This window comes from Sphingobacterium bovistauri (assembly GCF_020295405.1).
Classification (GTDB): domain Bacteria; phylum Bacteroidota; class Bacteroidia; order Sphingobacteriales; family Sphingobacteriaceae; genus Sphingobacterium; species Sphingobacterium bovistauri.
In genome coordinates this window covers 35,400-61,103 of sequence record NZ_JADEYP010000027.1, presented here as the reverse complement: position 1 = coordinate 61,103, position 25,704 = coordinate 35,400, and the positions used below count along the sequence as shown (strand labels likewise).

Annotated in this window: 30 protein-coding genes; 4 read left to right on the top strand and 26 right to left on the bottom strand. The window is 35.6% G+C overall.

The features are described 5' to 3' along the window. Nucleotides 1-350: 350 nt before the first annotated feature. The 4 genes from IPZ78_RS13550 to IPZ78_RS13535 all read left to right on the top strand — a co-directional run bounded on the left by IPZ78_RS13550 (nucleotide 351) and on the right by IPZ78_RS13535 (nucleotide 5,236). On the top strand, nucleotides 351-527 hold the full coding sequence (locus IPZ78_RS13550) for a hypothetical protein (RefSeq protein ID WP_225554528.1): 177 nt from the start codon (nucleotides 351-353) through the stop codon (nucleotides 525-527). A 4-nt stretch (nucleotides 528-531) separates the two neighbouring features. After that, nucleotides 532-2,454, top strand: coding sequence for an HAD family hydrolase (locus tag IPZ78_RS13545; RefSeq protein ID WP_225554527.1), 1,923 nt, complete (start codon nucleotides 532-534; stop codon nucleotides 2,452-2,454). Between the two features lie 515 nt (nucleotides 2,455-2,969). Next, nucleotides 2,970-3,914 (top strand): helix-turn-helix domain-containing protein, encoded by a 945-nt coding sequence (locus tag IPZ78_RS13540; protein WP_225554526.1) that lies wholly within the window; start codon nucleotides 2,970-2,972, stop codon nucleotides 3,912-3,914. Nucleotides 3,915-4,987: 1,073 nt separating this feature from the next. Then, nucleotides 4,988-5,236 (top strand): hypothetical protein, encoded by a 249-nt coding sequence (locus IPZ78_RS13535; protein ID WP_225554525.1) that lies wholly within the window; start codon nucleotides 4,988-4,990, stop codon nucleotides 5,234-5,236. A gap of 400 nt (nucleotides 5,237-5,636) precedes the next feature. On the opposite strand, the gene IPZ78_RS13530 is transcribed toward IPZ78_RS13535, so the two are convergent. From IPZ78_RS13530 to IPZ78_RS13405, 26 genes are all read right to left on the bottom strand, one after another. After that, nucleotides 5,637-5,909: a helix-turn-helix domain-containing protein gene (locus IPZ78_RS13530; protein WP_225554524.1), complete on the bottom strand. Its 273-nt coding sequence runs from the start codon at nucleotides 5,907-5,909 to the stop codon at nucleotides 5,637-5,639. A gap of 56 nt (nucleotides 5,910-5,965) precedes the next feature. Further along, on the bottom strand, nucleotides 5,966-6,166 hold the full coding sequence (locus IPZ78_RS13525; protein ID WP_225554523.1) for a hypothetical protein: 201 nt from the start codon (nucleotides 6,164-6,166) through the stop codon (nucleotides 5,966-5,968). A 234-nt stretch (nucleotides 6,167-6,400) separates the two neighbouring features. Further along, nucleotides 6,401-7,270 carry a hypothetical protein gene (locus IPZ78_RS13520; RefSeq protein WP_225554522.1) on the bottom strand — a complete coding sequence of 290 codons (870 nt, stop codon included), beginning with the start codon at nucleotides 7,268-7,270 and terminating at the stop codon, nucleotides 6,401-6,403. A gap of 33 nt (nucleotides 7,271-7,303) precedes the next feature. Further along, nucleotides 7,304-7,621, bottom strand: coding sequence for a hypothetical protein (locus IPZ78_RS13515; RefSeq protein WP_225554521.1), 318 nt, complete (start codon nucleotides 7,619-7,621; stop codon nucleotides 7,304-7,306). Continuing rightward, nucleotides 7,618-8,169 carry a hypothetical protein gene (locus IPZ78_RS13510; protein ID WP_225554520.1) on the bottom strand — a complete coding sequence of 184 codons (552 nt, stop codon included), beginning with the start codon at nucleotides 8,167-8,169 and terminating at the stop codon, nucleotides 7,618-7,620. The genes IPZ78_RS13515 and IPZ78_RS13510 overlap by 4 nt, the downstream gene beginning before the upstream one ends. Nucleotides 8,170-8,175: 6 nt before the next feature. Continuing rightward, complete coding sequence (locus IPZ78_RS13505; protein ID WP_225554519.1) at nucleotides 8,176-8,985, bottom strand: DUF4099 domain-containing protein; 810 nt, start codon at nucleotides 8,983-8,985, stop codon at nucleotides 8,176-8,178. Nucleotides 8,986-8,992: 7 nt separating this feature from the next. Then, entirely contained in the window at nucleotides 8,993-9,547 is a 555-nt protein-coding gene (locus IPZ78_RS13500; protein ID WP_225554518.1) for a M23 family metallopeptidase, read from the bottom strand. A gap of 40 nt (nucleotides 9,548-9,587) precedes the next feature. Further along, nucleotides 9,588-11,579 (bottom strand): type IV secretion system DNA-binding domain-containing protein, encoded by a 1,992-nt coding sequence (locus IPZ78_RS13495; protein ID WP_225554517.1) that lies wholly within the window; start codon nucleotides 11,577-11,579, stop codon nucleotides 9,588-9,590. 21 nt (nucleotides 11,580-11,600) lie between these two features. Then, on the bottom strand, nucleotides 11,601-12,449 hold the full coding sequence (traN, locus tag IPZ78_RS13490; RefSeq protein ID WP_225554516.1) for a conjugative transposon protein TraN: 849 nt from the start codon (nucleotides 12,447-12,449) through the stop codon (nucleotides 11,601-11,603). Between the two features lie 23 nt (nucleotides 12,450-12,472). Continuing rightward, nucleotides 12,473-13,660 carry a conjugative transposon protein TraM gene (gene traM, locus IPZ78_RS13485; RefSeq protein ID WP_225554515.1) on the bottom strand — a complete coding sequence of 396 codons (1,188 nt, stop codon included), beginning with the start codon at nucleotides 13,658-13,660 and terminating at the stop codon, nucleotides 12,473-12,475. A 46-nt stretch (nucleotides 13,661-13,706) separates the two neighbouring features. Beyond that, nucleotides 13,707-14,141: a hypothetical protein gene (locus IPZ78_RS13480; RefSeq protein ID WP_225554514.1), complete on the bottom strand. Its 435-nt coding sequence runs from the start codon at nucleotides 14,139-14,141 to the stop codon at nucleotides 13,707-13,709. Next, nucleotides 14,119-14,739: a conjugative transposon protein TraK gene (traK, locus tag IPZ78_RS13475; RefSeq protein WP_225554513.1), complete on the bottom strand. Its 621-nt coding sequence runs from the start codon at nucleotides 14,737-14,739 to the stop codon at nucleotides 14,119-14,121. The genes IPZ78_RS13480 and traK overlap by 23 nt, the downstream gene beginning before the upstream one ends. 19 nt (nucleotides 14,740-14,758) lie before the next feature. Beyond that, on the bottom strand, nucleotides 14,759-15,895 hold the full coding sequence (locus IPZ78_RS13470) for a plasmid transfer protein (RefSeq protein WP_225554512.1): 1,137 nt from the start codon (nucleotides 15,893-15,895) through the stop codon (nucleotides 14,759-14,761). 10 nt (nucleotides 15,896-15,905) lie between these two features. Then, on the bottom strand, nucleotides 15,906-16,688 hold the full coding sequence (locus IPZ78_RS13465; RefSeq protein ID WP_225554511.1) for a hypothetical protein: 783 nt from the start codon (nucleotides 16,686-16,688) through the stop codon (nucleotides 15,906-15,908). A 3-nt stretch (nucleotides 16,689-16,691) separates the two neighbouring features. Further along, nucleotides 16,692-17,366, bottom strand: a complete 675-nt coding sequence (locus IPZ78_RS13460) for a hypothetical protein (RefSeq protein ID WP_225554510.1) — start codon at nucleotides 17,364-17,366, stop codon at nucleotides 16,692-16,694. A 2-nt stretch (nucleotides 17,367-17,368) separates the two neighbouring features. Continuing rightward, nucleotides 17,369-18,019, bottom strand: a complete 651-nt coding sequence (locus IPZ78_RS13455; protein WP_225554509.1) for a hypothetical protein — start codon at nucleotides 18,017-18,019, stop codon at nucleotides 17,369-17,371. Continuing rightward, a complete protein-coding gene (locus tag IPZ78_RS13450; protein WP_225554508.1) occupies nucleotides 18,016-18,678 on the bottom strand; it encodes a hypothetical protein in 663 nt (220 codons plus the stop codon). Before IPZ78_RS13450 ends, IPZ78_RS13455 begins: the two co-directional genes overlap by 4 nt. Before the next feature lie 39 nt (nucleotides 18,679-18,717). Further along, nucleotides 18,718-21,186: a TraG family conjugative transposon ATPase gene (locus IPZ78_RS13445; RefSeq protein ID WP_225554507.1), complete on the bottom strand. Its 2,469-nt coding sequence runs from the start codon at nucleotides 21,184-21,186 to the stop codon at nucleotides 18,718-18,720. Then, the gene (locus tag IPZ78_RS13440; protein WP_225554506.1) at nucleotides 21,167-21,532 is read right to left on the bottom strand and encodes a DUF4133 domain-containing protein; all 366 of its coding nucleotides are present in this window, start codon (nucleotides 21,530-21,532) and stop codon (nucleotides 21,167-21,169) included. Before IPZ78_RS13440 ends, IPZ78_RS13445 begins: the two co-directional genes overlap by 20 nt. Further along, nucleotides 21,466-21,780 (bottom strand): DUF4134 domain-containing protein, encoded by a 315-nt coding sequence (locus IPZ78_RS13435; protein ID WP_225554505.1) that lies wholly within the window; start codon nucleotides 21,778-21,780, stop codon nucleotides 21,466-21,468. The genes IPZ78_RS13440 and IPZ78_RS13435 overlap by 67 nt, the downstream gene beginning before the upstream one ends. A 33-nt stretch (nucleotides 21,781-21,813) precedes the next feature. After that, nucleotides 21,814-22,104: a DUF4134 family protein gene (locus IPZ78_RS13430; protein ID WP_225554504.1), complete on the bottom strand. Its 291-nt coding sequence runs from the start codon at nucleotides 22,102-22,104 to the stop codon at nucleotides 21,814-21,816. Nucleotides 22,105-22,133: 29 nt separating this feature from the next. Continuing rightward, nucleotides 22,134-22,502, bottom strand: a complete 369-nt coding sequence (locus tag IPZ78_RS13425; protein ID WP_225554503.1) for a hypothetical protein — start codon at nucleotides 22,500-22,502, stop codon at nucleotides 22,134-22,136. Further along, the gene (locus tag IPZ78_RS13420) at nucleotides 22,499-22,873 is read right to left on the bottom strand and encodes a hypothetical protein (RefSeq protein ID WP_225554502.1); all 375 of its coding nucleotides are present in this window, start codon (nucleotides 22,871-22,873) and stop codon (nucleotides 22,499-22,501) included. The genes IPZ78_RS13425 and IPZ78_RS13420 overlap by 4 nt, the downstream gene beginning before the upstream one ends. Further along, nucleotides 22,867-23,505 (bottom strand): ParA family protein, encoded by a 639-nt coding sequence (locus IPZ78_RS13415; RefSeq protein ID WP_225554501.1) that lies wholly within the window; start codon nucleotides 23,503-23,505, stop codon nucleotides 22,867-22,869. Before IPZ78_RS13415 ends, IPZ78_RS13420 begins: the two co-directional genes overlap by 7 nt. 21 nt (nucleotides 23,506-23,526) lie before the next feature. Then, nucleotides 23,527-24,693: a relaxase/mobilization nuclease domain-containing protein gene (locus IPZ78_RS13410; protein WP_225554500.1), complete on the bottom strand. Its 1,167-nt coding sequence runs from the start codon at nucleotides 24,691-24,693 to the stop codon at nucleotides 23,527-23,529. A gap of 10 nt (nucleotides 24,694-24,703) precedes the next feature. Further along, a complete protein-coding gene (locus IPZ78_RS13405; protein WP_225554499.1) occupies nucleotides 24,704-25,078 on the bottom strand; it encodes a plasmid mobilization protein in 375 nt (124 codons plus the stop codon). Between the last annotated feature and the right edge of the window lie 626 nt (nucleotides 25,079-25,704).

Genomic DNA, 25,704 nt, shown 5'->3' with positions numbered 1-25,704 from the left:
TTAAAAAGAACGATAAATAGTTTTGCTTACTAAACTTTTTAATTTAAGTATCATTATTATTGATTTCCCTTCCTATCATTATACATACAATCAAATAATGAAACTTACACTAAGAAGCAATATATTAAACATTGATTACTATGCATATCACACTATGCAATAATATTAAACCAAATAAACGCTTTATATTATTTAATAAGCACTTCTTAACATTACAATTAATCAAATATTTATTTCTTACAACTATATCTTTATTTTTTACAATAAATAACAATGTCCAAAGGATGATGTTAACCGTTTTAATTAATATTTTTGCAGGACAATTATAAATTAAAATACGGAGAAAAAATATGAAGAAAAAATACGTTAGGCCAGTAATTAAAACATACATTATTATAATTGAAGAGGCAATTTCTAATAGTAGCGCAAGAGTTGGATTTGGATCTGGAACAACAGACCCTTTTGCACCTGATTTAGAAGATTATGAAGTATTGGACAAAGAAAATAAAAAATTTAATGAATATTAATAGTATGAGGAATTATTTATTTTTAACTTGTTGTATAATTGCTTTTAATTTTATAATCGGTTGTTCTGAAAAAAATTCGCAAATATCATCAAATATAGAGTTAAATATTCCAGATGGTTATGTAGCACTTAATTTTATTCCTGAGCTTGAAATTTCTAGTGATAAAAAGGCAACATCTGTTTTAAATATCTCAGATGATACATCTTCTTTTAAATCATACGCTACAGCAGAAGCTCGTGTAATTTCTAGGGTGTCTACTGATAATATTGTTAAAGATAAGTTGAAACTTTCCGTAGATAAGCAAGCTGTTAGAACTTATTCAAAAATGGGTAATGATATTAAGTACATGGTTATCATCTATAAAAATGGAGAGTATGAACAACATAAACAACTTGTGTCAAAGCTGGGTAATATCACCAATCCCACAGATGATATGTTTATATACTTAAAATCAAACACCAATTATACATATAAGGCTTTTACATTCAGAGAGGTTACAGATATTCCAGCTAGTATGTATACTATTGATAATAATATACAAAATGTACATGTAGATTCTAGGCCTTTTGCGACGGCTGAGGGCAGCTTTACTACGAGTGCTACTGGATCAATTATTCAGCGTGTTAACACTAAATTTCTGAATAAAAATTCAGCTATTAGAATTTTCTTAGATATAAAGAATTTTGATCCAAGTGTAATTCAACAAAGTGATATTTCACCTATATTATTTCAGTATACTAAATCTTCAACAGATAACACTTCACCATTGACCAAAGGAATTTTTAATTTGGAAACTAATGATTATATACCGAATAGTCATGTGAATTATAATCATATTGATGGGCACGCAAACGAAATTAAATATATAGATAGAAATTCATTGCAACCTGTAAGTCAACAGGCAAATTTTAAAACATATGATTACAGTAAATTAGAATTGTATACAACAAGTAATACTCCCATCACAAGCTCTAATCTTAAAATTATTAGTTTGAAATTCAAAAAATCATCAGATTTAAATGAGCGAGTTTTAGCTAGCCCAGCTAAAAACCTTAATTTAACTTTTGCTACAAATACACCACTTAATACAGATTATGGATATATTAATCAACTTGAATTTCAACTTTTAAAACCAACAATAGATATTGGAGGTTTTAAATGGGCTGAGGGTAATCTATATATGAAACCTGGAAATACAATTGAAAACTCAACTTATCATATAAGAGATAATCTTGTAAGAAATAATGACGGGACTATTGTAGTACCTATTCTTCCTAACAATGGCGAATGGGATAGATGGAGATATAATGATATGTTACCTGAGTATCTCAATTATAAAAATATAGATGGAACATTGAGATCGAGCTATCGAGGTCCTTATGAAACAAAAGGTGATCCATGTAAAAAAGTATACCCAGAAGGACAATATAGAACACCAAATGAGACTATTTTTGAATTAGTTTATAGCGTACCTTCATCAAGGTACAAGCATTATTCAAACGCAATAGTATTTTCCCCTGATGGTTCTAATGCTAGTAACATAAATCATCCATATCTAGTCTTTCCTCGATACGGTTTCGCGAGGCCTGATGGATATGTAAAAAATGACTCTGAATTAGTAACTTCTACTCCAATTACAGAAAATTTTTATAAAAAATATGCTGGGATCGGTTATCCTCAATGGAATACAAGTTTTATAGGGAATCCAGCTGTAACTAATAATGTTAATTACGGATTTTATATAGCAAGACAAGATACCGAAACTTCAAGACCAAATGAAAGAAATAACCGAGATAATTTTTATTTTTCAGCAAGACATATTTCGGACGCAAATCCATCAACTTCAGGTGTTAGTCTAAATGCTGGTAATACAGGAAGCTATGGGGCAATACATAGCACAATGTATATCCGTTGCGTTCATAAATAATCTTTTTTTAGGATAGAGTACAGATTATGATAAATTTTTTATTATTATCTGTACTCTAAATTATGATATTCAACATTAACATGTGATATATCTATACTACAATTCAACACAATTAATTGTAAACCAACAATTTTAAATTTCACTAACAAATTTCTATTTATCAGGTTGATCTCAGATTATATACATACACTGAGATGATTAAATTCAGATCTATAATCTTTAAATTATTTTAATTACTGATCTTAATATAATAACATTTGAATATTAATATTCAAATGTTTTAAAACGAGATTGTATTTAAGAAAAGGCGATTAGCAAATTTTTAAATATTATTATATACAGAAAATCATAAATTCTCCTATTGAGGCTCATATGAAATTATATTCATAAAAATATTAATTGAATAAATAATAAAATATCCATTTATGATGAAAAATAAAGAGATAATTTAAATACATTTCTATTTATTGGTTTTAATACTACAATCTATTAAACATATTTAAAGTAAAAATTATATGACTAAAAGAAGTGATAACCACTATATACCTGAAATATTTAATTTTGAAGAACTTAGCAAGCATTTGGGGGTAGAAGCTTTTATGTATAAAGATGTTTATTTCGAAAAAATTAGTTGTAAAGCCGACCTTATAAATACTTCTGCAAAACCATTTAAACATCATTTTTATGCAATTTCACTTATATTAGATGGTCACGGAACTTTTAATGCTGGATTTTGGAAATCAAAAATCAAGAGAAATATTATATATTTCAAAAGCCCATATCAAATTGTTTCTTGGAATTTTGATCCGGACATAATTAAAAAATATGCAATTGTATTTACAGAAAATTTTATTCATCAACATTCAGAATTAGCTAATATCATTTTTGATTTTCAATTCTTACAAATAGACAAAACAATACCACTTCATATAAGTGATGATGATGTTATAATTTTATCAAATATATTTGAAAGTATATCTAAATTATATAATACCAAGTCTAATGAACAATTTAATTTAATTGCAGCGTATGTTAAAATATTACTATTAATTATAAGACAAATTTACGATAATTCTATTGCTGTTGATAAAGAACTAAATTCAACAGTAGATGCTATGCAAGTCAGAATAATTAATAATTTTTTTTTAGAACTCAAAAATGTTATTGATATTTTAGGAGAAAAGCATAGAGATTATACTGTAAATTATTTTGCACAAAAACTTTCTATACACCCGAATCATTTAAATGCAACCCTAAAAAAGTACACTGGAAAATCAACTCAAGAACATATTCATCAAGAAATTGTCAATATAGCAAAAACGCTTCTATCACATACTAACCTATCAATCAAAGAAATAGCATTTCGTCTATCTTTTAATGAACAATCTCACTTTAGTAACTTTTTCAAGAAAAAGGTTAATAAAACACCTCTACAGTTTAAAAAGGAAAACCGCATTTGATTTACTTATATTTTATTTAATTCACGCAATTCACAACTTTCCTAATTAAAATCTTATGCATATTAATACCAAAATATCTATATTTGTATAATATTTCTGTATAAATTTCAAATTATATGCTTTCTATGACTTTATAAAAATATTTTTCCATTGCTAAATATCAATTTTCACAATTATATTAATCGAATGAAGCTCTCTATATTGAATAAGTTCCAGTCATAATTATCCTTCTTTTCAGTATATTTAAAGTGTATTATTGCAATAAATCCAATCAAAATTTAGATGTTTTCTGCATTTTCTAAGTTAATTATCAAATCGGTGTACATTCAGTCGCTGTTTAAGATGTTAAGAAAGCGTTCCGTCTTTCCTTGTATAAAGATGCTATATTGATGTTTTACAGCTTAATTGCTGTTCAATAAAACATAACCTTTCCTTGTTACGACATTTAATCATGAGCAAATCAATTTCAATGATCTAAAGGATATACAATACGGTCTTCTTCATATTTTAATTTTGAAATGATCTCAAAACTGTATATTTAATTTTGGATTTAAACCGTGTAACAAAAAATTACTGATTGCTTTCAACCGGGATTTTTTTACAAAGCGTCATACTACTATTACGACACATCCTTAAGGTAACCAAATTGTTTTCGCTGTCATAAATTGATGTTTTTTCCATATGTAAAAAACTCGACTTACAACTGTAATAATCAACTATAGTATGAGTCACTCGCAATATAATTCCAGTAATAATTTTATTATTTAAATATTATAATAGGTTTAGATGGAGAATTATGGATAAGTGATAATCGTAGAAAAACCTAATCAGCGTTTAATTTTTCCTATATTCCTAAGGCTTTAGGAATATAGGAAAAATACAAAAATGACCCTGACGGTATTTCTAGTGTTAGAATATTACCTGCTAAATCTAATCAAAAGATGAACGAATATCTAAAAGAAATAGCTGCATTATTTGAACTTAATACATTCTAGAATACGCATAAAGCTAGACGAACATTATGGAGTACAGTACCTTTAGCGAATGGAGTACCTATTCACGTGGTAAAAGACATGCTTGGTCTTCAATATGTAAGACAAACTGAAGAATATGCTATTACAGAACAAGAAGCTATAGGTGAGGGAATGAAACAATTAAAAGAGAAACTTATAAAAAAGCAATTTAAACGAGAGGAATTAAGTGTTAGTCATATACTTAATAGCAAACTGTCCTCTGTTGAAAGAAAAATGGGATTAGAACTCACTGAACAAGAGAGTTTATTAGTAGAAAAGCTCATTAAATCACTTAGAAGTGACCAATAAATTGAGTAATAAAATAAGAGTGATTTAATTCGATTAAAGCAAAGCAACAAGCCTTAAAAATAGGCTTGTTGCTTAATTAATATTAAGTATTACAAATTACTGGAGAAGTAATTTAGTAATTTGGATGGAAATTTTACTTCTTACACGGGGATCGTAAGAAGGATAATAAGTGCAATATTTAAAATGAATTATATCATTCAGATACCTATGATAAGTAGCTATGCTTTTAATTCCTGCCTTCTGCATCAATTGCCGTCGACTTATCAAAATGTCATTTATGAGGTTTTGTTTAAATGATAAATTGATAATGGCTATTAAAAGTGATTTATGCCAAACATTGAGTCTCTTATCACTACTCATAGCATATAGAAGAGAAATCAATTGTTGAGTGTATTCCATGTTAATCTTCAGAAAACAATTTCATCAAATCTTCCTTATTGTAATAATAAGAACCTAATATTTTTCTATACCTAATTTTACCTGTAATCCTTAGATTTTGTAGTGTAGCAGGAGAGATATTCAATAAGCTTCGTACAGCTTTACTTCGAAGCCACAAAAACTCTTCATCCTTTTTATCTGTAATAAGCTTATCATGCTGGAGGAAATCTCTAATTTCCTTTACGAGTAAATCTTTGAATTCAAATAGATCATTCTTGGTTATATTTTGGTCCATAGTTATGAGAATTATAAAAGCTATTTAATTTTTTAAAAGGTAAATGAAATCATGTGCTAGAAGAGTTCTTCTATTGTAAAATCTATAAGGTTTCCATCGATTAATAGTGTAACCCTACACTTAATATCAGGCTTACCTATACTATCTACAGGAAAGCGATTCCCGTTCAAATGATAGTAAGAAGATGAAGGTTTTAAATTCAATGTTGCCATACCAGATCCTCTGATACGGTCGATTCGTTGAAATATTTTTTTCATATGATTGTAAATAAGAAAATTTTGAATCCATCAATTATATTTACATCCTTCGTGCTGTGGATTCAAATGAGGTGTTCAACTGTAGGTGGGTTAGTTATCTAACAGGGAAAATGGTTGGTTGATCTCCTCATGTGCAATTTGAAGATCTAAGGTTGGCTCAAAGTGCAGATCTACCAAACTTAATGGTAGTACATCAGGTGAGACTAACCTTAGTTCTAACAGGGGTATAGAAACTTATCTAGTTCTCTTCTGTGTTTGCTCCTGATCAGGAGTTTGTTCCCAAGGTTGAGTTTCTTTCTGCGGTCCAGCTTTCTGGTTTGTAGAATCTTCTATTCCTTGAGTAGCATTCAATTTCTCCTTGACCACTTTTCCTGGAAATATCGTTTCATCACGAATCTCTACCCTATTTTTATCGTAAATATCAATAGTCTTCATTTGTGGATTGGCAACGATTGAGACAGGTACAGCTTTTTTACCGATCAATATTTCAGCATGCAAATAATTTCCGTTCTTTAATGTGGCTATAGCTTCTTTCAGCTTTTCAGGAGATTCTACTCCTTTTATCGGGTATTTACCAATTGCTTCAGCTAAGTCATACCCGTACTCTGGACGAAAGGTACGAAGTGGATGATTCCCAAAAGCATCCGTTACATCTAGATTAAGCTTAAACCACGTATTAGTTTTATCGGGTTGTTTAGCTGTATCTTGATTTTCCTCCTTGTTACTTAGGAATACTTCTTTTTCAAAAGCTAATCCCGACAAGAGCTTATGTGCTTGTACAGCTGTAATGCGATGATCTCTCGCTAAATCAAAACGCTGGGAAACAGCAATCGGATTATCGACTTTCTTTAAGGTAACATCATAATTGTTCAAAAAATACATATTACCGTCCTTTGATCTATTGAAATTTAAGGTAAAAGCCAAGTGATCTGTTCGAGCTGCATTAAGATCATTTGCATCTAATGGTTTACGCAAACTGCCTATTCCAAGACTAAAGGAAGGCATTTCCCGTCTGATTGCATTTTCAAGCACATCATTAAGTTTAGAACCGAAACCCAGACCTTCAAGCGTTTTCTTTAGGTACTCTAAATTGTTCTCATTCATAGTTATTTGATTATTGGATTAAAAAAAAGGGATTTAAAATAGTGTCATTTGACCTTGCGTAGGTGGTTTATAACCATTTTCAATGGATAGCTTTTCAGCAATAGCTGTTACCAACTCTTCAATATTTTTCATGTGTGTATTGCTTAGCCCTTGCGTGAAGAGGAAATGGGAACGATATCCGGTTTCACTGATAATATGGGAATCAGATCGGTATTCTATATGACTCACTAAAGGATCTTTTTGATTTTCATCACGCTTTTCTGGCCAATAGAATTTGTAGTTGACCTTAACTGGAAATCCGAAAACACGGATTTCCAAATTGAGGTTCTGTTTAAACTGCTCAGGAATCATACTAAATATTGCTGCGCTAATAATTGTGAAAATGAGACAGCGCCTTTGGGTTTTAGTGTTCGGTGATTGGAACGAATTCCTGTTAACATGCGAAAGCGATGAAGTGATAAAAATGATTCAGGAACAGTAAATTCATTTCCTTTATAGGAAAAACTCAGTTGACTTTTTAGCAACTTAAAACTTGCCTGTTGTCCTAAGTATGCTAGCACAACTTTACAGTCCAACACTTTTCCTAGCAGGTCATTATCAAAAACAGTTACAATTTTTGCCTTGGGAAATTGACTTTTTAGTTGTAAAAGGAAATTTATACAGGGATTTAAACCGATAGCGGTAAAGATATTATGACCTGGGGTTTTAAGCAGATTTTGATGAAAGTGGCAAAAGCATAACATATCAGCAGTGCTATAGAAAAGGAAATGCTGTCTAACCATAACTGGCTCAATTAAACCTGCTGTATTTTCATACATAATAACTTCAGGCAAATTAAAATCAATCCAAGCTGAAAAATAATCTTTAACGTTACTGTCAATATGATTTAAAATCAGCATTGCTTACTAGCGGCTGTAGGTATTTCCTAAACTGTTTTCCTGCTTTATATAGTTCTCAGGCTGATTGTTGGCTGTAAATGAATGATTAATCATGGGTTTATTTCGTTCATGCTGCTTCATATCTTGAAGTGCACGTTGATAGCCCTCCGTATAGGGGTCCATTTGTTTTGATTTGTTACCAAATAAATTTCTTAGGTTATGAATTAGAAAATAAGAAATACCACCATCAAGCACAAGAGAATACATTAAGGCTTCTCTATTTGATATCACTCCACTCCGACTACTTGCTCGTCGCTGAAGACGAGTGCCATCCGAAAGTTCCACTACAGAACCATTTCTATATTGCTCTTTCTGTAATTCACTTAGCTTTTCACCATTTATCATAGTAGGCACTTTAATCTTTTCAGGATCTGCAGCTATAAATTCTTTGGTTTCTGGATCATATTCGATAATCCAAGATTTGCTTTTCCCGTTCGCTTCTTGGTAAGTTTTTACAACATGAGTCAATTTCCCTTGCTCAAGTTGTTCTACTTCATCATCAAGTAATAGCGGATGTTTTTTTACATTACGGTATATGGGATGAAGCTGCAATCTCACCTGTCCATCTGCTGTTCTTTCTAAGGATATTTTCGCATCCATTTTTTTAATGTGAATACCATCACCATTTAAATCCTGCAGTGTTATCAATTCTGTTCTGTGGCCAGAAAGTAGCGCATTCATATCTTCTTCGGATAAATTAGGTTTACCATTATTAAGTAGCCCCAATTTTTCTAGTTCTGCAACAGGTATATCCTGCTGATAAAAAATTGTATCCATAAACAATCTATTTAAGAGAAGTATTAATTAGTTTTTGTAAAAATTCCATGGGATTGATATATAACCCATCGTACATTATACCAAAGTGCAAATGTTCACCTGTCACGCGCCCCGAACTTCCAGTTATTCCTATCGGATATCCAGGACTAATCTGCTGATGTACTTTTACAGTAATGGCGGATAAATGACCATATACACTCCGAAAATTACCATGATCAATTCGTACATAATTCCCTAGGTTTTTGTGATATCCGCTATCAATTACATTTCCTTCCATTATATTTCGTACAATCTTATCATTACCTGCAAGATCTACCCCTTGATGAAAATCAGATTTTCCTGTTACGGGGTGCCTTCGCCAACCAAATGCAGAGGTTACCCTAGCATCCATTAAAGGCATTTGAACAACTAATTCAGTTTCAAGCGAATTAGATTCTTCAAGATTAGTAATTGGCTCAACAGCCAATTGTTTAAATTTTAAATCAAGAGCAGGGTAAATTTTAATTTGTTTTACTTGTGCACGCAACAAGCTGGAATATACAAGAAACAGGAAAGTGAACATTAAAAACTTTTGTTGCATCAGCATTAGGTTAAAGATTAATTTAAGAATCATTGCTAGATTTGAGCCCCGATACAATCTCAAGAACTTCATTATTTATACTGTAAAAATTTTGAATGAGTATTTCATCTTGTCTACCTCCAAAATCATAAAAAATGGGTAGTTCCTGATAGGCTTCTTCTTCTGCCTTAATAGCCTTAATGTCAAGATTGATTCGGCAGTTAATTGCAGAGGTATCGTATTTTCCGGTGTATTTTTCTACAGCATCACTGGCAAGCATACCCACCATCTCTCCTGCTTTTAATGATGCTATTTTACCAGCAGGTATCAATGGCTCTAACCTTTCACTAATAGATATAGAGGTTTTAGTGCGGTCTATTGAAATGCTCTCGTTGATCTGTTTGACCTTTCCAAATATTCGTTCTAACCATTCAAGTGTTTCTTTGTTTCTTACCGAGCCTGAAAGCACATTTCCTACTACTGAGGCTATCGTAGATGCAGTTTCTTTGCCGTATTGCTGCTGAAATTGCGGGAGCTCTTGTAAGCCTAACAATACGGCAGTTAAGTTAGAGCGAGCTTGAGCGATAAGGTTTTCTATCTTATGCGCATAGAGTGTTGGTGCCTCATCGATAATCAATCCTACAGGTTTATTACCTCTAGCGTTAACCAGCCTTGTGATACGATTCAGAATCACTGAATAACAAGCAGAATTAATACTCTGCGTATTTGGATCATTTGCCAAAATAAGAATAGATGGACTTGCTGGATTAGAAATTTTAAGATCGAAATCTTCACCAGAAAACACCCAAAATGTTTCCTTTGTAGCTAACCTGCTGATAAAGATTTTTAAGGTTCCCACTTGTCCTTCGAGTTGATCAAAAGCTTTAGCTTTATAGGCCGTCATAAAAGGCGAGAGTAATGACTCCAGTTCTTTATTACTAAATAATACGGTAAATATCTCTTCATAGGAGCGGTTTAGAAATGCCAATACATGCGGAAAACTAGAGTACTTCCCCCCGTGATATTTACTGAAAAAATAAATACAAGAAGCGAGAAAATTGATAGCCGATTGGGTGAAAAATTGATCACTACCTCCACCCTTATCCCCTTTCTTCATTGCTTCAACCAAAGCTTCTGCGGTTTCAGATGCATCGGCTAATGAACGCAGGTATTCAGATTTCCATGGATTAATTCGTCTACTCTTTTGCGGCTCAGTCAAATTGACAACATGAAAACCATAATTATGGCACTTTCCCTGATTTTTGGCGAGCAAATAGTGGTAATAAGCTACTTTACCAAGATCAGGATATTTAAAGTCGTATATACATAACGTAAATTCTAATGCTACAAACTGCCTTATCACAGGCATGACTACACCGAAACTCTTTCCACTTCCTGGTGTTCCTACAAGTAATGTACCTCTGAATACATTTTCAAGTACGACGTATCCTTTACGCACCCGATTTTTGTAGTAAAAAAGCATAGGTATATTGACGGCATAGGCCGTGACTTTAGGCTTTGTAGGTTGCATAAAAGATTCGCCTTCTACATTCCATTTATCCTTCCCAAGCTTAGAACGTATAATCTTAGAGATATTGTCCATCGCTAAGTGGATCAAAAGCACACCAAGTAGACTACAGATTATATAGCCTATATCATACCAACTGCTATATAAACTCAGTATATCTCCAGGTCTATCATAAAACCAAAGACTAGCACAGAGTATCATCAACCCAAAGGTTAGTGGATATACTATGGCATTCTTAGGGTTTAAATCCTTTTCCTTTCTGCTTAATGTACCTATGGCAACTAAGCATATCAATAAAAGCGTAAACAGTTTACAATATAATGGAAAGTGGTAGATGATAATCTTGGACATGCGCTCAAGAAAAAGTACTAAGCCATATCGTTCAGCAATCTGTGCTGAAACCAGCTTTTCTGCATAGACAAACATTAAGATGTCTAAACCCACGGAAAGATAAATGGCAAATTGAAGAAAGCGGTGCATGGATTGCTGTTCTTTACTTTCTTCCATCGTGATTAATTGTGTATAATCTTAAAATGTATCTGCGTTAAGTATATCCTTATATTTTACTTTTAGAGTCAATGTCCTTCCTGAGATTTGTTTTTCAGAAAGCTCAATATGAAGTATTTTGTTATCTGGAAAAGTAGTTTTCTTGAGTACATAAATATTCCTATACTTCTTTTTAAATGTGTTATGTGGGTAAAGCTGCCAGATAGGCTTTATCTCGATAGACTGCACATTTGTGGCTTTTGTAATTTTTCGATCTTCAATCTTAAAGCGTAGCTCATCTATATCATAACTGAGATTAGTATTGTTATAATAAGTAACATCTAGTAGTACGAGATCTCCAACAGTATAAACAGCACCAAGTTCTGCACGCATACCATAACTACTGGACTTTCGGATTGGTACGCTGTTACGCTCAGTTAATAAAGTCAATGCATGACGTTTAAGCTCTGGCGTAGTGAGCTCAGGCATTACAGCAATTGATTTGGTATGCTCGGGCATTATTTCAAAGCTTGCTACTGCATGTTGTGAGGACAGATCTTCACAAAATCGAAGTCTATATTGTGCGATAAAACTTTCACCAATAATTGTGACTACGCCAAGGTCAGCGCTATGTTGGTCATAGTTTTGTACTGAATCTCTCACATGTTTTAGTCGCAAGATATTCACCTCAGGAAGATCACCTACGACCTGATGTGTCGCTATATCGACATAGCGTATCGGCTCGGGTGAAATGATATGAATGGAGCTAATACCATCCAAAACCAATTTAGGAAGCTCTTGCTGTAAAGTACCAGCAATGTCTTGAGCAGCGAGTTTTATAATCCCCGTAACCAGTAGGAATACAGTAAGTATGAATAATTTAATCTGCATGAGTTTTAGTTTAAAGATGTACATTAATAGTTCTTTTGATTGTTACGTAATTGCTCAGGATCAATTAGATATACCATGGTATTATATTTGATTTTAGCCTTGTTCTGCCGGATCATCTTATGTACAGCACCTGTTGTTGATTGAAACATTTTCTGCACCATACTCATGACCAGCTGACTATTATTTTCAGCTGCCTGCTGTAAATTCATTCCCTGACTAGCATTACCTCCTAGTTCTTTGGTAAACTCACGGAATGCGGATGCTGGAACATAAAGTCCACGCAAGCCATCATGATCGTATACATCAAGCCGAACAGGAAGGATATGTTGTCCATTCATAATAGAGCTTATAGTCAGATTTACACGCTGACCTGAAAAGCCTGAAATATCCGCATAGATATAAGTTCCTTTTTTTATCAAAAAATCTCCAGCGAACATATCCTCCAACAAGCGTATACGCAGGCGTGATCCAGCATAGCCTTTAATTTCTTGATCTACAATAGCTGTTATAAACGTTTCCTCCTCATTGGGCTTTACCGTATTAAATAAGTCAGCTGTAGCAGAGGTTTTAGTAACATTTAGGCGTAACTGTTGTTGTTGCTGTACTAGCAACTGTTCATTTTCTAGACGTCTATTTTGCTCCTCTTTGTAGTCTGGATCATTTGCTTTACCGATACTATCTATAACTGCCATTTGCTGCCTAAAAAGTTCCATAGCATCCGGTTCTCGTGCTAGTTTTTGTGTACGATCACGCTGAGGGCTATTGATTTCCTGAAGGGCTTGTTGCAGCGCACGTTCGTGTGGATCATTTACTGGATATCCTTGTCTGGGTGTTACATCTGGAAATCCATTAGTATTGCCACCATATTTACCCTTTATTGCACGATCAATGGAGTCAAGCATATTACGTTCTTGCTGATTGTACAAGGTGTTTGGTGCTTCATTGAGCAGCTGCTCCTCTTGGATATGTCCAATTGCCGTATACCCGTCAGCTTGTTTATACTGGTTACGGTAGGCATCTAGTTTATCCGATAAGGAACGGTTACGAACTTGATCAGAGACTTCTGCTAGTTCAGTCTGCAAGGATTCCCCTCCTGCTTGAGGTAGTTCCTCTTTTCCGAAACTACTTTTATATACGTAAAAAAATATACACAGAAAAGGAAGCAAAATTAACGGTATGGCATACCTTGGTTTATTAAAATCTACATTCATCTTATTAAAATGTTAGGGTTGATGATGAAATGAAATGAAGTTGTATTTATGGTTTGGAGCTAGTGTCTACAGAATGTATAAGCGTGCGTTGAATCTGTTCATAGCGTTTTAGAGCATTGCTTAGTTGTATACTATCGGAATCGGATAACGAATCCTTTTGGATTATTAAAGCAATACTACGTTGCAGTTCCTCCAGTTCTAAAACAGCACCATAAGTCCCAATAATATTTGTCGTCGTATTGACTATCCCTTCAGTATCTAGTCCTGGAAATGTTGGAAGCTTAGCGGACTCATCTACACGCATGATTGTAAAGGCGAGTATTGCAGAAATTAGCATACATCCAAACATGCACAGAAAGAAATAAAAAGGATAGCGATCTATTAGACTGCGAAATATAGCTTTGAATTTTCCAGCATGTTCGACTATTACGGTACTTTTTAGTGCTCTAAAACTATTTTTAGAAGGTGTTTTTTTGTGCATGTTGGATATCTTTATTTGCGATGGTTTTCCAGTTGCTAATAAGTACAGCATGGGGATTATTATCCGATCGTATTTCTAGGTCGTTTAGAAATCCTTCGGTGATCAGCGAACGGGTAATCGTTGAGCTTCTTCGATCGATCTTTTGTGTTCCGTAATACTTGAAATAGCGTTTAGGCATATCCAGTACTATGCTATCAGTCCGTATTGTCAACACCGCACTTGAAGAGAGTATAGAGTTAAAATAGCCCTTTTCTTTGAGGTTATTGTACTGTAGAGCACCACTTTCATCAATCAGGTACATGGCTTGCTTCATTTGGTATTCCATAAACCGATCATCAGGCGTAAGGGAAAAAAATAAGCTATGGAATCGTCCGACATGAGATCGGTATTCTGCTTCGCGGTTCATCTGCACATCGGTCTGTTTGGCAGACATTGGTACATTTGCTTCATCCATGATGTATATACTCTTACGCGCATTGAGAACCTGTCTGTAGGCAAAAAACGAAACGCTGATTACCATAACCAAAGCTACTATTAAACTACCTGCAGATAGAAATGTAGCTAGTTTGATCTTGGATTCTATATTTTTTATAATCATCTGTTTTATCTATTTAATGCTATAATCCTTTTCTGATCACTTTACCCATTATTCGCGATAAGCTTCCCGAACCTCTACCCATCGTTGAGGCTGCAGATGAAATTCCTGACGTGGAGATTATCCAAGTTGAAATACTTGGGACAGTAAGCATCGTTAGTGCTCCTATTACAAATGTGCCTATAACCATTCCGAAGGACAGTACACCGTTAGAAGCAAATACAGTTAGTTTTTCAAGCGCAGCCCCTGATGTATCAACTAGCTGCTGGTAACGAGATATCTCTGCTTCCATGGCATAATGTTGAATCAGTGAGGATACATACATCACCAAATAAGCTATACCAGAGTAAAGATTAACAGAAATAAATCGTGCTACCCATGTACTAAAGGAATCACGAAAAGCCGGTAATATACTTGCCGCCACAGAAAAAGGTCCGAGTATAAGCAGTATGGTAGAATAAATGATCTGTATAATAAAAACGATATATACACAGATACGAAGTAACCATATGGCTAAAATTTCCAGTAAGGAAGTCATTAAAAGCTGCCATCCCACTTTTAGTCTATTACTCATTTCTACGATAGGATTCCAAACTTGTGAAAAACCTTCCTTTACCGATGATCGGACAGATTCCCAAGCCTTTTCATACCATGTGTCCGCCTCTATTCTTGCCGTCTCCGCTTCCGCTTCTAGGGTAAGAAGCTGATCGGCGACATCTACCATCAATTTTGCCCTTTCTAACCTCAGGTTATTGACCTCTGTCTGACTTTCGTTAAATAGCACTTCTGTCTTAAGGGATACAAGATCTGTTGGGTAAGCGATAACTTTAGTAAAAGTAGGCCACCATAAGATTACCATCACGAGTCCAAAAGGACGCAATAAAGGCATTACTTCGAGTTGCTTATCACCAGCCATCATTTCATAGGCTTTAATGGCAAAAAAGACGAGCATAAATATCGCACTTAACGCTTGAGCATCGGCAATAAAAGCATCATAATGTGTCCAAAGGGTATTTTTCATCTGCCGTAAAAAATACATCATGACATCATCGTATACCCCATTCCCTTGCTGAAAATTGAATGTATCTTTAAATGATTGCGGTACATCTACTGCTACTTGTTGAGAGGGTATCGCTGAGATTAATAAATTAAAATTCATCGTGTATCGTTTAGAATTTGGATTTACTTAATATATCATCTGCAATCTGTCGATCACTTCTACCAGCTGGTGCCAAAGTCGACCAGTGCAATCCCTTTATTTGCGCATTTACCTGACTGAGTTTAAGATATAAGTCGGCCCTTTGTTTTTTAGCATCCCATGTAGCTAGAAGTTGCCGGTATTCCTGCAGGATAAGGTGATAAGTCATGATGCTTGATTCCCTTTCCATATTTAATGATCTGGTCGAATTTAGCCGCTGCGCCAGCGCTCTCATCTCTTCCGTATACCATTCTAGCGCTCCAGTTCTAGTCATGTACTGTTTAACCTCTAATGTACTTCCTTGAAGAGGATCATCCTGCTCCATAAGTAGTTTTAATTCATTTTGGTAGTAAATTTGCCATAGTGGATCAGCTATTGAGGTAGCTCCAGAATAACCTGTTATTTCACTAAGAGCTAAATTCCTAAGGGTGTCAGTATGCTTTTTATAAGCCTCCACTGTATTCTTCATTGCTACAACAAGCAGCAATCGTTGCGTCTGCGGTCCAGACGCGCTGAGCGGTCTTAAGTCTTTTCTGGGGTAATTGGGGTGCCATGCCCAGGTCAACCAATAATTTGGATTGAGCCCAAGAAAACCTTTTGTAGGGGTAAACTTATTTGAATCCCATTGTTTATACACCATGCGCTGCTGCTGGTTGACAATATGTTGGTCGGTCAGGTACCTGACTGTCTGCGCAATGCTCTGTTGGAACGCGCAAGTTGCTAGGAACAACAAAATGGAAACTATTAATTTCATAAGCTAATTCTTTAATTGATTAATGTTATAGCGTATATTTTCGATTATACGTTTATCGGTATTAATAAATTGACTATAAGGGTTAAGGGTTCGAAAAACTCCACGCAACTTTGCCCAATACATTGATTTGTGCATACTATAGGCTAGGGCTCGCATGACTTGGAGTTCGAGTACAATCTTACGAAGCAATTGATCGCGTTTGCTGTAATCCATCAATAAATTCTGTCCCTCTTTCAATACGAAGCTGGAAACTTCAGCGACGAGATTAACACCTCTGTTTTTCAACTGTAGGGCAATCTCTTCAGCAAAAAGCAATAAATGAGGATCCTCTTTTGCTGTTTGAATCATCGCATTACATTCAGCAACGATCTCGGTACTAATCTGTGCAATCTGCCGTACTGTAAGCCCCGTGCGCAATGCCTGATCAACTTCTGTTAGCGAACGGTGAATCATATCTTGCACTAAAACCACAGCGCTAACATTGAAGTTGATATCATCTAGTCTGTCATGGATAGTTCCGAGGTAACTGTTGTGTGTTAGCTCTGCTGCGGTACGGGCAGCTCCATTTTCGAGAACTGTTGTCAAGTGTTTTCTATCTAATATGACAGATACCACCCCCTGCCCATATCCATTTCTGCTACACAAAAAAATCAATAGGAAGTAAATAATTTTACGCATTGTCAAAACTGTTTGATTTTAGAAAGAATGCTTTCCAAGAGCTGCTTGTCTTTGTTCAGATATTCCGAAAATGGATTGATAGATTCGAGCATTCGTTTTCGGTTACTGTAGTACATGTTTGCGGCAAGCCCTCTTGATGTACTTGCCATCCTGCGCAGCTCGGTCAATACATGTTCAAACAAAATCTTACGATCGCTGGACTTCATCCGGTTAATGTCGCCTATACTTAGTGCGAGAGCATAGAGAAATTGGCTGAGTCGGTATGCATTGTCGACCAGATCAGCTTGGGTTTGATAGGCCATCACGAGGAGTAAAGGATCCTGCGTAGCTAGGTTAAAAATGGTCGTTTGATGATCTACAATTTCTCGAATGATAGGCGCAGCTTGCAGTCCAATTTGTGTAGCATCAATAGCTAAACCTATGCTGTGAAACCTACTTTGCAAAATCCGATACTTGTCTTTCAGCTCATCCATTTTAGATCGGTTTACTTCTTCATTCGCTGAGGTTTGCGCTTGACGATTACGAGCAATATTTTGACGATCGTTTTCCTCCTTACTGTGGTTCACTAACTGATGGAGCAATTCTACATTCAGTTGAGCATGGCCTTTATAGTGGGACAGCATAAATAATAGCAGGATCAGGACCTTTCTCATTGTTTCAAATATTTAGCGTTGCGTATAATGTCATCGGCTAGACGTCTATCGATATTGATAAATCCTGCATAAGGATTTAATGCGTTCAAGATCCCGCGTTGTTTTGCCCAATACATGGATCGATACATGCCATATACGACACCACGAAGGATCGTCATTTCGGTTACTATTCGGTTTAATAGTTTTGCTCGCTCCCCAGAATCCATGAGGTTGTCCTTTCCCCCTCTGGTAACAAAAGCAGTTACTTCTACCGCCAGATTAGAAGCCCTAGTTTTAAACTCCCTTGCCCCTTGTTCAGCAAAAAGCAGCAGAGCGGGATTATTTCCGGCTAACTTCATCGCACGGTTACCGTACTGAATGATGTCTGTACTTATATCTGCAATATCTCGTACGGCTAGTAAATTCCGAACTACTGAAGACACCTCACTTAGGCCTTTGTAAATCTTATCTTGTAAGTCGTTTACAATAACAAGCTGTCCCGTTACAGCAAGTTGACCACGTTGGATTAATGTTAGTTTATCATTTGTATTATTGAGCTGACCATTAATTACTGCTGCATGGGAAGCTGTAGCTGTTGCTACGGCAGGATCAATATAAATCTGCGCTTGACACTTTATATAGTACAGCATAAAGCAGACTAGAAAGGCTATCTTCATCATAGAGTGGAGGAATAATTAATAAATGAATAATTGGAAATTTTATAGAGATGCTTTATTCACCTGGGTCACAAACTCTCCGAGCTGTAGACCAGAAGATTTTAAATCTTCTACAAAAGCAGTTAGGCCATCACGGTAATTACCCTGTTTACGTACATAACTTTCTACAGCACTCTTTTCAGGTTTCTCAGTCGTATAGCACAGGTATTGATAAATAGAAACCTCAACACCATATACTTCACCTGTTGTACCTCGGCGGATATAAACTTCTTTAAAACGACCTCTTTTCTCCTTATTTTCAAGTTGATTGATCGTAAAAATCTTACGTTGTTCCGTTTCAGTTATGGATAGTAGTTTAGCAATAGCGTCATAGTTCTCTCGAAATTTACTTTGATCAAGCAGACAGATAGTGTCTGAATTGGCTAATATGGAGTCTTTAACAATGGGGTTACCTAATATATCTCCCAATTCCTGCGTTACGACAACAACCTCTCCCCAAAACTTACGTACAGTTTTATAAAGGTATAACAGGTAAGATGCCATTAGTGGGGAGGCTATCGCTTTCCAAGCTTCTTCCACAATAAGAGCTTTACGCCTATCTTTTCTATGCCTCATTTTTTGAAGAAATACATCCATTATAATAAGGGTTACAATGGGAAAAAGCACTTTATTTTCCTTTAGGTTATCAATTTCAAAGACAATAAACTTTTCAGTAAAAAGTGAAGAATCAGCAGTCTCATTAAGTACAGTACCGAATTCCTGTCCAGTATGAAACTTTCTAAGTACATAGCGATACTCATCCAAATCAAAGCTTATCGATTCCTGTTCGGTAATATTCCGTATTCTATCTACAGAATAGGTATAAAAAGAGTCAAAGTCTAGTTTTTCTGGACGTTTGGGGTTTTGCTCACCCGGGTCTAACCAGAAATGTTCGTAGTAATAGGAAGACAATACATTAGAAAGCACCGTATCTTCAATCTGTGTGAGCTGTCCATCAGCACCCTTCCAGAGTAAAGCAATTAAGGTTTTTAAAAAGTCCTTTTTCTCCAAATTGAACTCCTTTCTTGATAGCGCAAAGGGATTCATGGAAATAGGCTTCTCTTCCGTATAGGTAATGTATTTCCCTTTGTAATAACTGCATAATCCGGAATAACTGTCGCCTGTATCCACGATTACTACATCCATATTATACCGGCAGTACTGCTCGACCAAGGCATTCATGAAGAAAGACTTTCCTGAGCCAGATGGACCAAGTGTAAATTTAGAGCGATTGTTTATCCTTCCTGTGCGCATAGGCACATCTGCTGGATCAATCCCTATGGGTATTCCTTGACGATCGGTAAATCGAATTAGAAAATCCGAATTTTCTTCAGTTTGTAACGCTTCTTTAAAAAGAAGACAAATAGCAGCATCAGAGGTTGTTAAAAACCAATCGTACTTTTTGATTTCTACCCCATTTCCTGGCAGAGCGGTACGAAAGAGCTCCAGTTGGTTATAGGCATTTCGTGAGGGAATAATACCCAATTGAAAGAGAGATGCTTCAATAAAGTTAGCGGCTTTACCTATTTTCTTATGGTCAGCACACAGCAAAATATTAAAATGCGCATGTACGAGCAGCTGATTTTCGCGTGCTACATCAACAAGTAGTTTATCGATGTCCTCCACACAAATTAAATTAGCTGGATCAGGCACCCCAGAATGCCTCTTACGCTTCAGCTCCAATTTGTTCAATGTCTGCTGTTGCCCAGGAATTTCTATTAGCTGATTATAGATGATGCAACTGTAATCGGGAACATGGTGTAAAAAGAAAAGATTGTCCACGGGGAAATCACGAAGGTTTCTACTTTCCTGTCGCTGTGTATAGGTACTTACAGTCTCAGGTAGGTCTATGACGTCAGTATTGATTAAACTTATGTTTCGTAGTGCGCGATCACCCAATTTAAGTTCTGTGTCACCTGCAGCTATGTTATCCAGAACAATATTTTCAGAGGTAAAATCCATAGTAAGTATTCGCGATACGAGCTGATGAATTTGTTTTTCATTCAGTCGCTCAGGCATCATCCCAGCCCCTTGCATTAAATCAAATAGCTTATCCAGTTGTTGCGTAAACTCAGCCAAAGCTTTGGGATCATGAACATAAAAAGCATTTCTTTTAACTAGTTTAGTGATTGTCAGGTAGGTCGTAATCTGCGTGTATTCACGCCCTTTGAAGTGTTCAGCATATTTCTGTTGTAAAAACTCTGACGCCACTTCTGATTGAAACTGCATTCTAGAAAACACATCCTGCTTCTGAATAATATACCCCTCCCCGAGTATTTTAATCGTATTCAATAACAAGTTATGATAAGCGGTATAGGGTTCAGGGTCAGCCCCATATTGTGTTACAGGATTGCGTAATTTGAATATTGCTGAAAAATCTCCACGATCTCCATACAGCAATGCTTCACCATGGAAATGATCAATACCGACATAGGGCATTCGGAATTCTGTTTTAGGAGATGTACGCTGCATATTTTTTCTTGAGGTTTATGGGATGAATAAATACACCTTTGGCTCTTGCTTTATCGTGGAGTCCGGATTTCTGTCTATGGAAGGTATAGCTTATGCCTGCTGCAATGCTGATTAGGGTAATAAATCCACCGAAATACATACTACTCAGTGCGCCTATAAGACCTCCAGCAACAATACCTGCTATTAAAGAGCCGATTCCCCAACCGATAAATTTTCCTTTAAAGCCACGATATACAAGGGGCTTCTGCAGCCCCTTGTATATAGAAAATCGACGTAACATTACACCCCAAAGAATGCTTTGATAACCACAGAAACCAATACCAAGAATAGACAGGATCCTCCCCAACCCATTAACTCTTTATTGATATCATTATCGCCAGAATTCCACTTGATATAGACGCGTACACCGCCGATAATACCGACTACAGCTCCGATAGCAAGTGTTAGGGTTGATACGGGATCAACATAACTAGTGAGTGAAGAAGTCGCCGCATTAATACCTGTAGTTCCTCCTCCTGTCTGTGCTATTAATGCATTAACTGCGGCAATCATAAGCACAGCAGATGTAAACAGTTTTTTAGTTGTTACTGTCATTAGATAAAAATTAAAGGATGTATAAAAATTGAATTAACTGATTCCGTAAAGTGCGCGTAGGAATACGCCGATCAGTGTGAGAAAAAGGCAGGAAAAGAACCAGCCCATGACCTGCGCATCGATATGATGGTGCTTACCTGATTGCCAGTTGGTAAAAACTCGTAGTCCCCCAAGAATTCCAGCTATTGCACCAATAACCAAGATGAGGTCTGAAAAAGAAAAGTACCAGCGGTGCACCTCCCTTGTGGCACTATAAAAATCATTAATTCCAGGCTGAGCATTGCCTATTAATGGAGATAAGAACAACAAGCACAGCCAAATCATGCTTACGATCCATCGTGAATTACTAACCATCAATAGCTTATTTCTCCTGTGTATTCTATTAAGTTAATTTTGGCTAGGCTAAACAATTCTTTTAAGCTAACAGCACCAGTTGATTGAATGGGATTTGTAGATGCCTGCGTCTCTTTAGCTGTTTGCTCTAGTATTTGATAATCAAATTCCATATCTATCGAAGGCTGAGAAATACGATCAACATCTTGTTGTGGCTCTTCTTTTGGCAGTATAAGTTGAGGCTGTATGTCCTCATCAAAAAATAATAGCTCTTCTGCACTTTCATTCTTAATAGGCTTTCGAGCTCTAAATAAATCATACAGGAGGTTTAGACCATAATACGTTAGGTATAATAGCGTAAGGATAAGTAGGAAATTTGTCCAGTTCATAAATCGGTATTTTTAAGTATTTCTTGGATATGTTTGGGAAGCCATGGGTGCTGGCTTATGTATTGATGTAGTGCGTATACGATAAAGCGGTTCATATCAATTTCTTTGGCAAGTTTCATCCGTTTGAGTAAATTGATTGTGCGTGAATCAACTCGAATCATACTTTTTTCTGTAGCTTCCAGCTTGAATTCTTCAATGGCTTTAAAGAACGCATCTACTTTTTGTTGATCAGGTGATATAGGTGTTTTATTCTTAGAGGGAATTGCTTCCTTTTGAAGTAAATTTTCAGCCTTTTCTAATCGCTTATCTTCAGTATCAGCAGTTCGAAGCTTTTCTCGGAGCTGATCAGCCAGTGTTTTTATTTCTAGCATATAATGTCCTTTCTACGGATATAGGTTTCATAGATAAGGTCAAATAAGGGCAGAATAACAGGCAGTACTATCGCTGGTGTATAAAGTGTACTGACACGCTGAAAATCTATACGATCAGAAATACCTGAAGTAACTGTTCCAAATTTTTTAAGAACATTATCTACTTCGCCACGAGTGCTGTAGCGTACATTTGATTTTATACGGTTAGGTATAAAAACGATAGGTGCCTGATTATTGATTTTGCTTGCTACCATTGCGAACAGCAGTGTAGAGTCTACTGATAATTCATCGTAATTGAATGGAGAAATAATTAAATCACCTGATAGTATGACTGGTATAAGACCATCATCGTCCATTTTTCCAGGAAGATCAATTAGTACTATTTCATTTGGGTTTTTGGTTAGTACTTTTAATAAAATTGGAAAGTGCTTCAGATCAGCAGGTATTACCTCGTAAGGCGCATCGTTGTCAAGTATCTTAGCCTTCACGTATTTAGATGAAACAGACTGCTGATAATCCATGTCAAGAACGGTTACTTTTTGCTGCTGTACTTCACTCAGGTAATTGGCTAGAAGCAGCGTTATTGTGCTTTTTCCTGCCCCTCCCTTTTGATTTCCTATTAATATGACCATAGTGAATTGCTTTTAAATGATTTATCGTGTAATTGAACCTGGTTTTTGTTTTCCTTTTCTTCTACGGCTATGAACAGCTTCATCATCTACATCATCAGAAATATTGATTTCAACAACCGAAAGACAATTCGAGGCTTCTTCATTAGCACTTGAGGAAAGGTTAAAGAATCCATCTTGGGTAAGAACAGTAGAAAATGCACTAACATTCAGAGCTGTATTTTTGAAATTAAATACCTCAGCTACCTCTTTATCATAAGACTCTTTAATGCCTTTAATTAAATCATCACTTAATGTAATAAACTCTCGTAGTGGCATTATTTCACCACCTTTAAACACTGATTTTTCAGCATGATCAATTACGGTATACCCATATGGAGTTTTACCTGCTTTCCCATGAATGATGACCTGTAAACCAAATTTTTCGTAAAGAAATCTAGACAATTGTGAGCTAAATTTAGCGTCTACTAATTGCAATTTGTTGTCGTATTCACCAGCGTAACGATGCATTAGAGCACGTATCTGCGCAATGCGTACGGTATCCTTATTTCTACCAGCTATTAAAGTATCTAGCTTCTCTACTTCAATTTTATCAATTACGCGACCGTATTTACTGATTTTAATACAGGTCTCTTCTATGCTTATCGCATACCCCTGTAATTCTAGTAAAAGTGTAAATTGAGCACGAGTGGAAAAGCTGTAGGATAATGCTTGTTGCATGTATTGCGTTAAGGTGTATTGTTCATTTTCACCTAAGATTTGGTTCAATACCTGATAAGCACGTAATTTCTCATAGCTGTCTGCTATTTTCTTTCCATCTCTACCTACACGACTAGATACAATATGGATATGGTTGTTTGCACTATCCTTGTGAAATATCAGTAGATAAGGCTGTTTTCCGTATCCCATGCCCTGCATCCACTGCTGGGCAATAGTTGAAAGCTCCTCTTTGCTATGTGCACGTCCCTTTGTGGAGATTGCAACATGAAATTGAGGGTACTTTATTCGGCTATTTCGTGATGATAATGCTTCTAAATAATTAATGTAATCTTGCGGACGAAGATTCTCAATCCCATTTAAAATTCCGAAATTCTGCACAAGGAGAAGTTCACCTCGGTCTTTTTCCACCTTACTAGTATTGTACCGAACTGCTTTAAATGATGCGCTCTTTTGGAGTATTTTTACAATCATTAAATGGCTATTAAATATTCTTAATTTTTCGAAGTAGCTGGCGAAGTGCTTTCTCTAGTTCACCTTGAATCTGGACATATTCTGCTAAAAGTGAATTGAATGCGGAAACTGTAGTGGAATCCAATTTGTGCTGTCTGTTGAGCATATTAGCATGACGGGCCAGTTGGTTGATATTGTTTCCAGATCTTCCTAACTCCGCACCAATAGGATCAAATAGGGCTATAATTTCTGCTATATTCATGTTTAAGACTTTACCTGAAAGAACTCGTTTGCGTATAAGATCTGTTCTGTTCAGGCCTGATTCCCGTTGTATATTATTGAGGAGTATTATTTCGGCATCTGTGAGTTTGGCTTTAATGAGATGTATACGTTTACCACTCATCATGACTGGTCTGCCGACCTTTTTAAGCGCTTTCTTCATCGACATATTGATAATCGTTTTAACTAAAAAAATCCAAGTTGCGCAGGTTTTTCATTCTTTCTACGAGGTCACCGCGAGGGTGTCAGAGGACGAAGGCAAGGTCGTTTTTGGGTACCCGAAAACACAACTTGCAGCTAACAAAACAAGTAATCTTTTACGATATCCTACTCAAGCTTGTGGCGGAAAACACGATAGCAATAGCATATAAAAAAAATAACGATTCATTAAAATGATACTACTTATAATCACATAGTTTACAGTATACTTATGTTATTTTGAATAAACTATCAACTTACACTAAGTATTAATGAATTGTTATAATCGTCAGCACTAGAAAATTACATCAATGGCAAGAGATAAGAACTACTTACTATTTTAAGGGCTATTCAATAGTTCAATAGCTGAACGTTAGGCTAAGTAGTAAACAGGTAGATTACAAAACGACTAAGCTACTAAGCAAGCTAATTATATAATCCATTCCCTCATATAGTAGCAAATCAGCCAACTAGCAAATCCATTAGCTATTCGTAAGGCTAATTTGCTAAAGGATGAGCTGCCCCAATGATAAGTTGAAAGACTAATTAATCGAT

What these genes read in the sequence shown, in the direction of transcription:
- IPZ78_RS13550 (WP_225554528.1), top strand. Translation starts at nt 351, where the DNA reads ATGAAGAAAAAATACGTTAGGCCAGTAATTAAAACATACATTATTATA.
- IPZ78_RS13545 (WP_225554527.1), top strand. Translation starts at nt 532, where the DNA reads ATGAGGAATTATTTATTTTTAACTTGTTGTATAATTGCTTTTAATTTT.
- IPZ78_RS13540 (WP_225554526.1), top strand. Translation starts at nt 2,970, where the DNA reads ATGACTAAAAGAAGTGATAACCACTATATACCTGAAATATTTAATTTT.
- IPZ78_RS13535 (WP_225554525.1), top strand. Translation starts at nt 4,988, where the DNA reads ATGCTTGGTCTTCAATATGTAAGACAAACTGAAGAATATGCTATTACA.
- IPZ78_RS13530 (WP_225554524.1), bottom strand. Translation starts at nt 5,909, where the DNA reads ATGGACCAAAATATAACCAAGAATGATCTATTTGAATTCAAAGATTTA.
- IPZ78_RS13525 (WP_225554523.1), bottom strand. Translation starts at nt 6,166, where the DNA reads ATGAAAAAAATATTTCAACGAATCGACCGTATCAGAGGATCTGGTATG.
- IPZ78_RS13520 (WP_225554522.1), bottom strand. Translation starts at nt 7,270, where the DNA reads ATGAATGAGAACAATTTAGAGTACCTAAAGAAAACGCTTGAAGGTCTG.
- IPZ78_RS13515 (WP_225554521.1), bottom strand. Translation starts at nt 7,621, where the DNA reads ATGATTCCTGAGCAGTTTAAACAGAACCTCAATTTGGAAATCCGTGTT.
- IPZ78_RS13510 (WP_225554520.1), bottom strand. Translation starts at nt 8,169, where the DNA reads ATGCTGATTTTAAATCATATTGACAGTAACGTTAAAGATTATTTTTCA.
- IPZ78_RS13505 (WP_225554519.1), bottom strand. Translation starts at nt 8,985, where the DNA reads ATGGATACAATTTTTTATCAGCAGGATATACCTGTTGCAGAACTAGAA.
- IPZ78_RS13500 (WP_225554518.1), bottom strand. Translation starts at nt 9,547, where the DNA reads ATGTTCACTTTCCTGTTTCTTGTATATTCCAGCTTGTTGCGTGCACAA.
- IPZ78_RS13495 (WP_225554517.1), bottom strand. Translation starts at nt 11,579, where the DNA reads ATGGAAGAAAGTAAAGAACAGCAATCCATGCACCGCTTTCTTCAATTT.
- traN (WP_225554516.1), bottom strand. Translation starts at nt 12,449, where the DNA reads ATGCAGATTAAATTATTCATACTTACTGTATTCCTACTGGTTACGGGG.
- traM (WP_225554515.1), bottom strand. Translation starts at nt 13,660, where the DNA reads ATGAATGTAGATTTTAATAAACCAAGGTATGCCATACCGTTAATTTTG.
- IPZ78_RS13480 (WP_225554514.1), bottom strand. Translation starts at nt 14,141, where the DNA reads ATGCACAAAAAAACACCTTCTAAAAATAGTTTTAGAGCACTAAAAAGT.
- traK (WP_225554513.1), bottom strand. Translation starts at nt 14,739, where the DNA reads ATGATTATAAAAAATATAGAATCCAAGATCAAACTAGCTACATTTCTA.
- IPZ78_RS13470 (WP_225554512.1), bottom strand. Translation starts at nt 15,895, where the DNA reads ATGAATTTTAATTTATTAATCTCAGCGATACCCTCTCAACAAGTAGCA.
- IPZ78_RS13465 (WP_225554511.1), bottom strand. Translation starts at nt 16,688, where the DNA reads ATGAAATTAATAGTTTCCATTTTGTTGTTCCTAGCAACTTGCGCGTTC.
- IPZ78_RS13460 (WP_225554510.1), bottom strand. Translation starts at nt 17,366, where the DNA reads ATGCGTAAAATTATTTACTTCCTATTGATTTTTTTGTGTAGCAGAAAT.
- IPZ78_RS13455 (WP_225554509.1), bottom strand. Translation starts at nt 18,019, where the DNA reads ATGAGAAAGGTCCTGATCCTGCTATTATTTATGCTGTCCCACTATAAA.
- IPZ78_RS13450 (WP_225554508.1), bottom strand. Translation starts at nt 18,678, where the DNA reads ATGATGAAGATAGCCTTTCTAGTCTGCTTTATGCTGTACTATATAAAG.
- IPZ78_RS13445 (WP_225554507.1), bottom strand. Translation starts at nt 21,186, where the DNA reads ATGCAGCGTACATCTCCTAAAACAGAATTCCGAATGCCCTATGTCGGT.
- IPZ78_RS13435 (WP_225554505.1), bottom strand. Translation starts at nt 21,780, where the DNA reads ATGACAGTAACAACTAAAAAACTGTTTACATCTGCTGTGCTTATGATT.
- IPZ78_RS13430 (WP_225554504.1), bottom strand. Translation starts at nt 22,104, where the DNA reads ATGATTTGGCTGTGCTTGTTGTTCTTATCTCCATTAATAGGCAATGCT.
- IPZ78_RS13425 (WP_225554503.1), bottom strand. Translation starts at nt 22,502, where the DNA reads ATGAACTGGACAAATTTCCTACTTATCCTTACGCTATTATACCTAACG.
- IPZ78_RS13420 (WP_225554502.1), bottom strand. Translation starts at nt 22,873, where the DNA reads ATGCTAGAAATAAAAACACTGGCTGATCAGCTCCGAGAAAAGCTTCGA.
- IPZ78_RS13415 (WP_225554501.1), bottom strand. Translation starts at nt 23,505, where the DNA reads ATGGTCATATTAATAGGAAATCAAAAGGGAGGGGCAGGAAAAAGCACA.
- IPZ78_RS13410 (WP_225554500.1), bottom strand. Translation starts at nt 24,693, where the DNA reads ATGATTGTAAAAATACTCCAAAAGAGCGCATCATTTAAAGCAGTTCGG.
- IPZ78_RS13405 (WP_225554499.1), bottom strand. Translation starts at nt 25,078, where the DNA reads ATGATGAGTGGTAAACGTATACATCTCATTAAAGCCAAACTCACAGAT.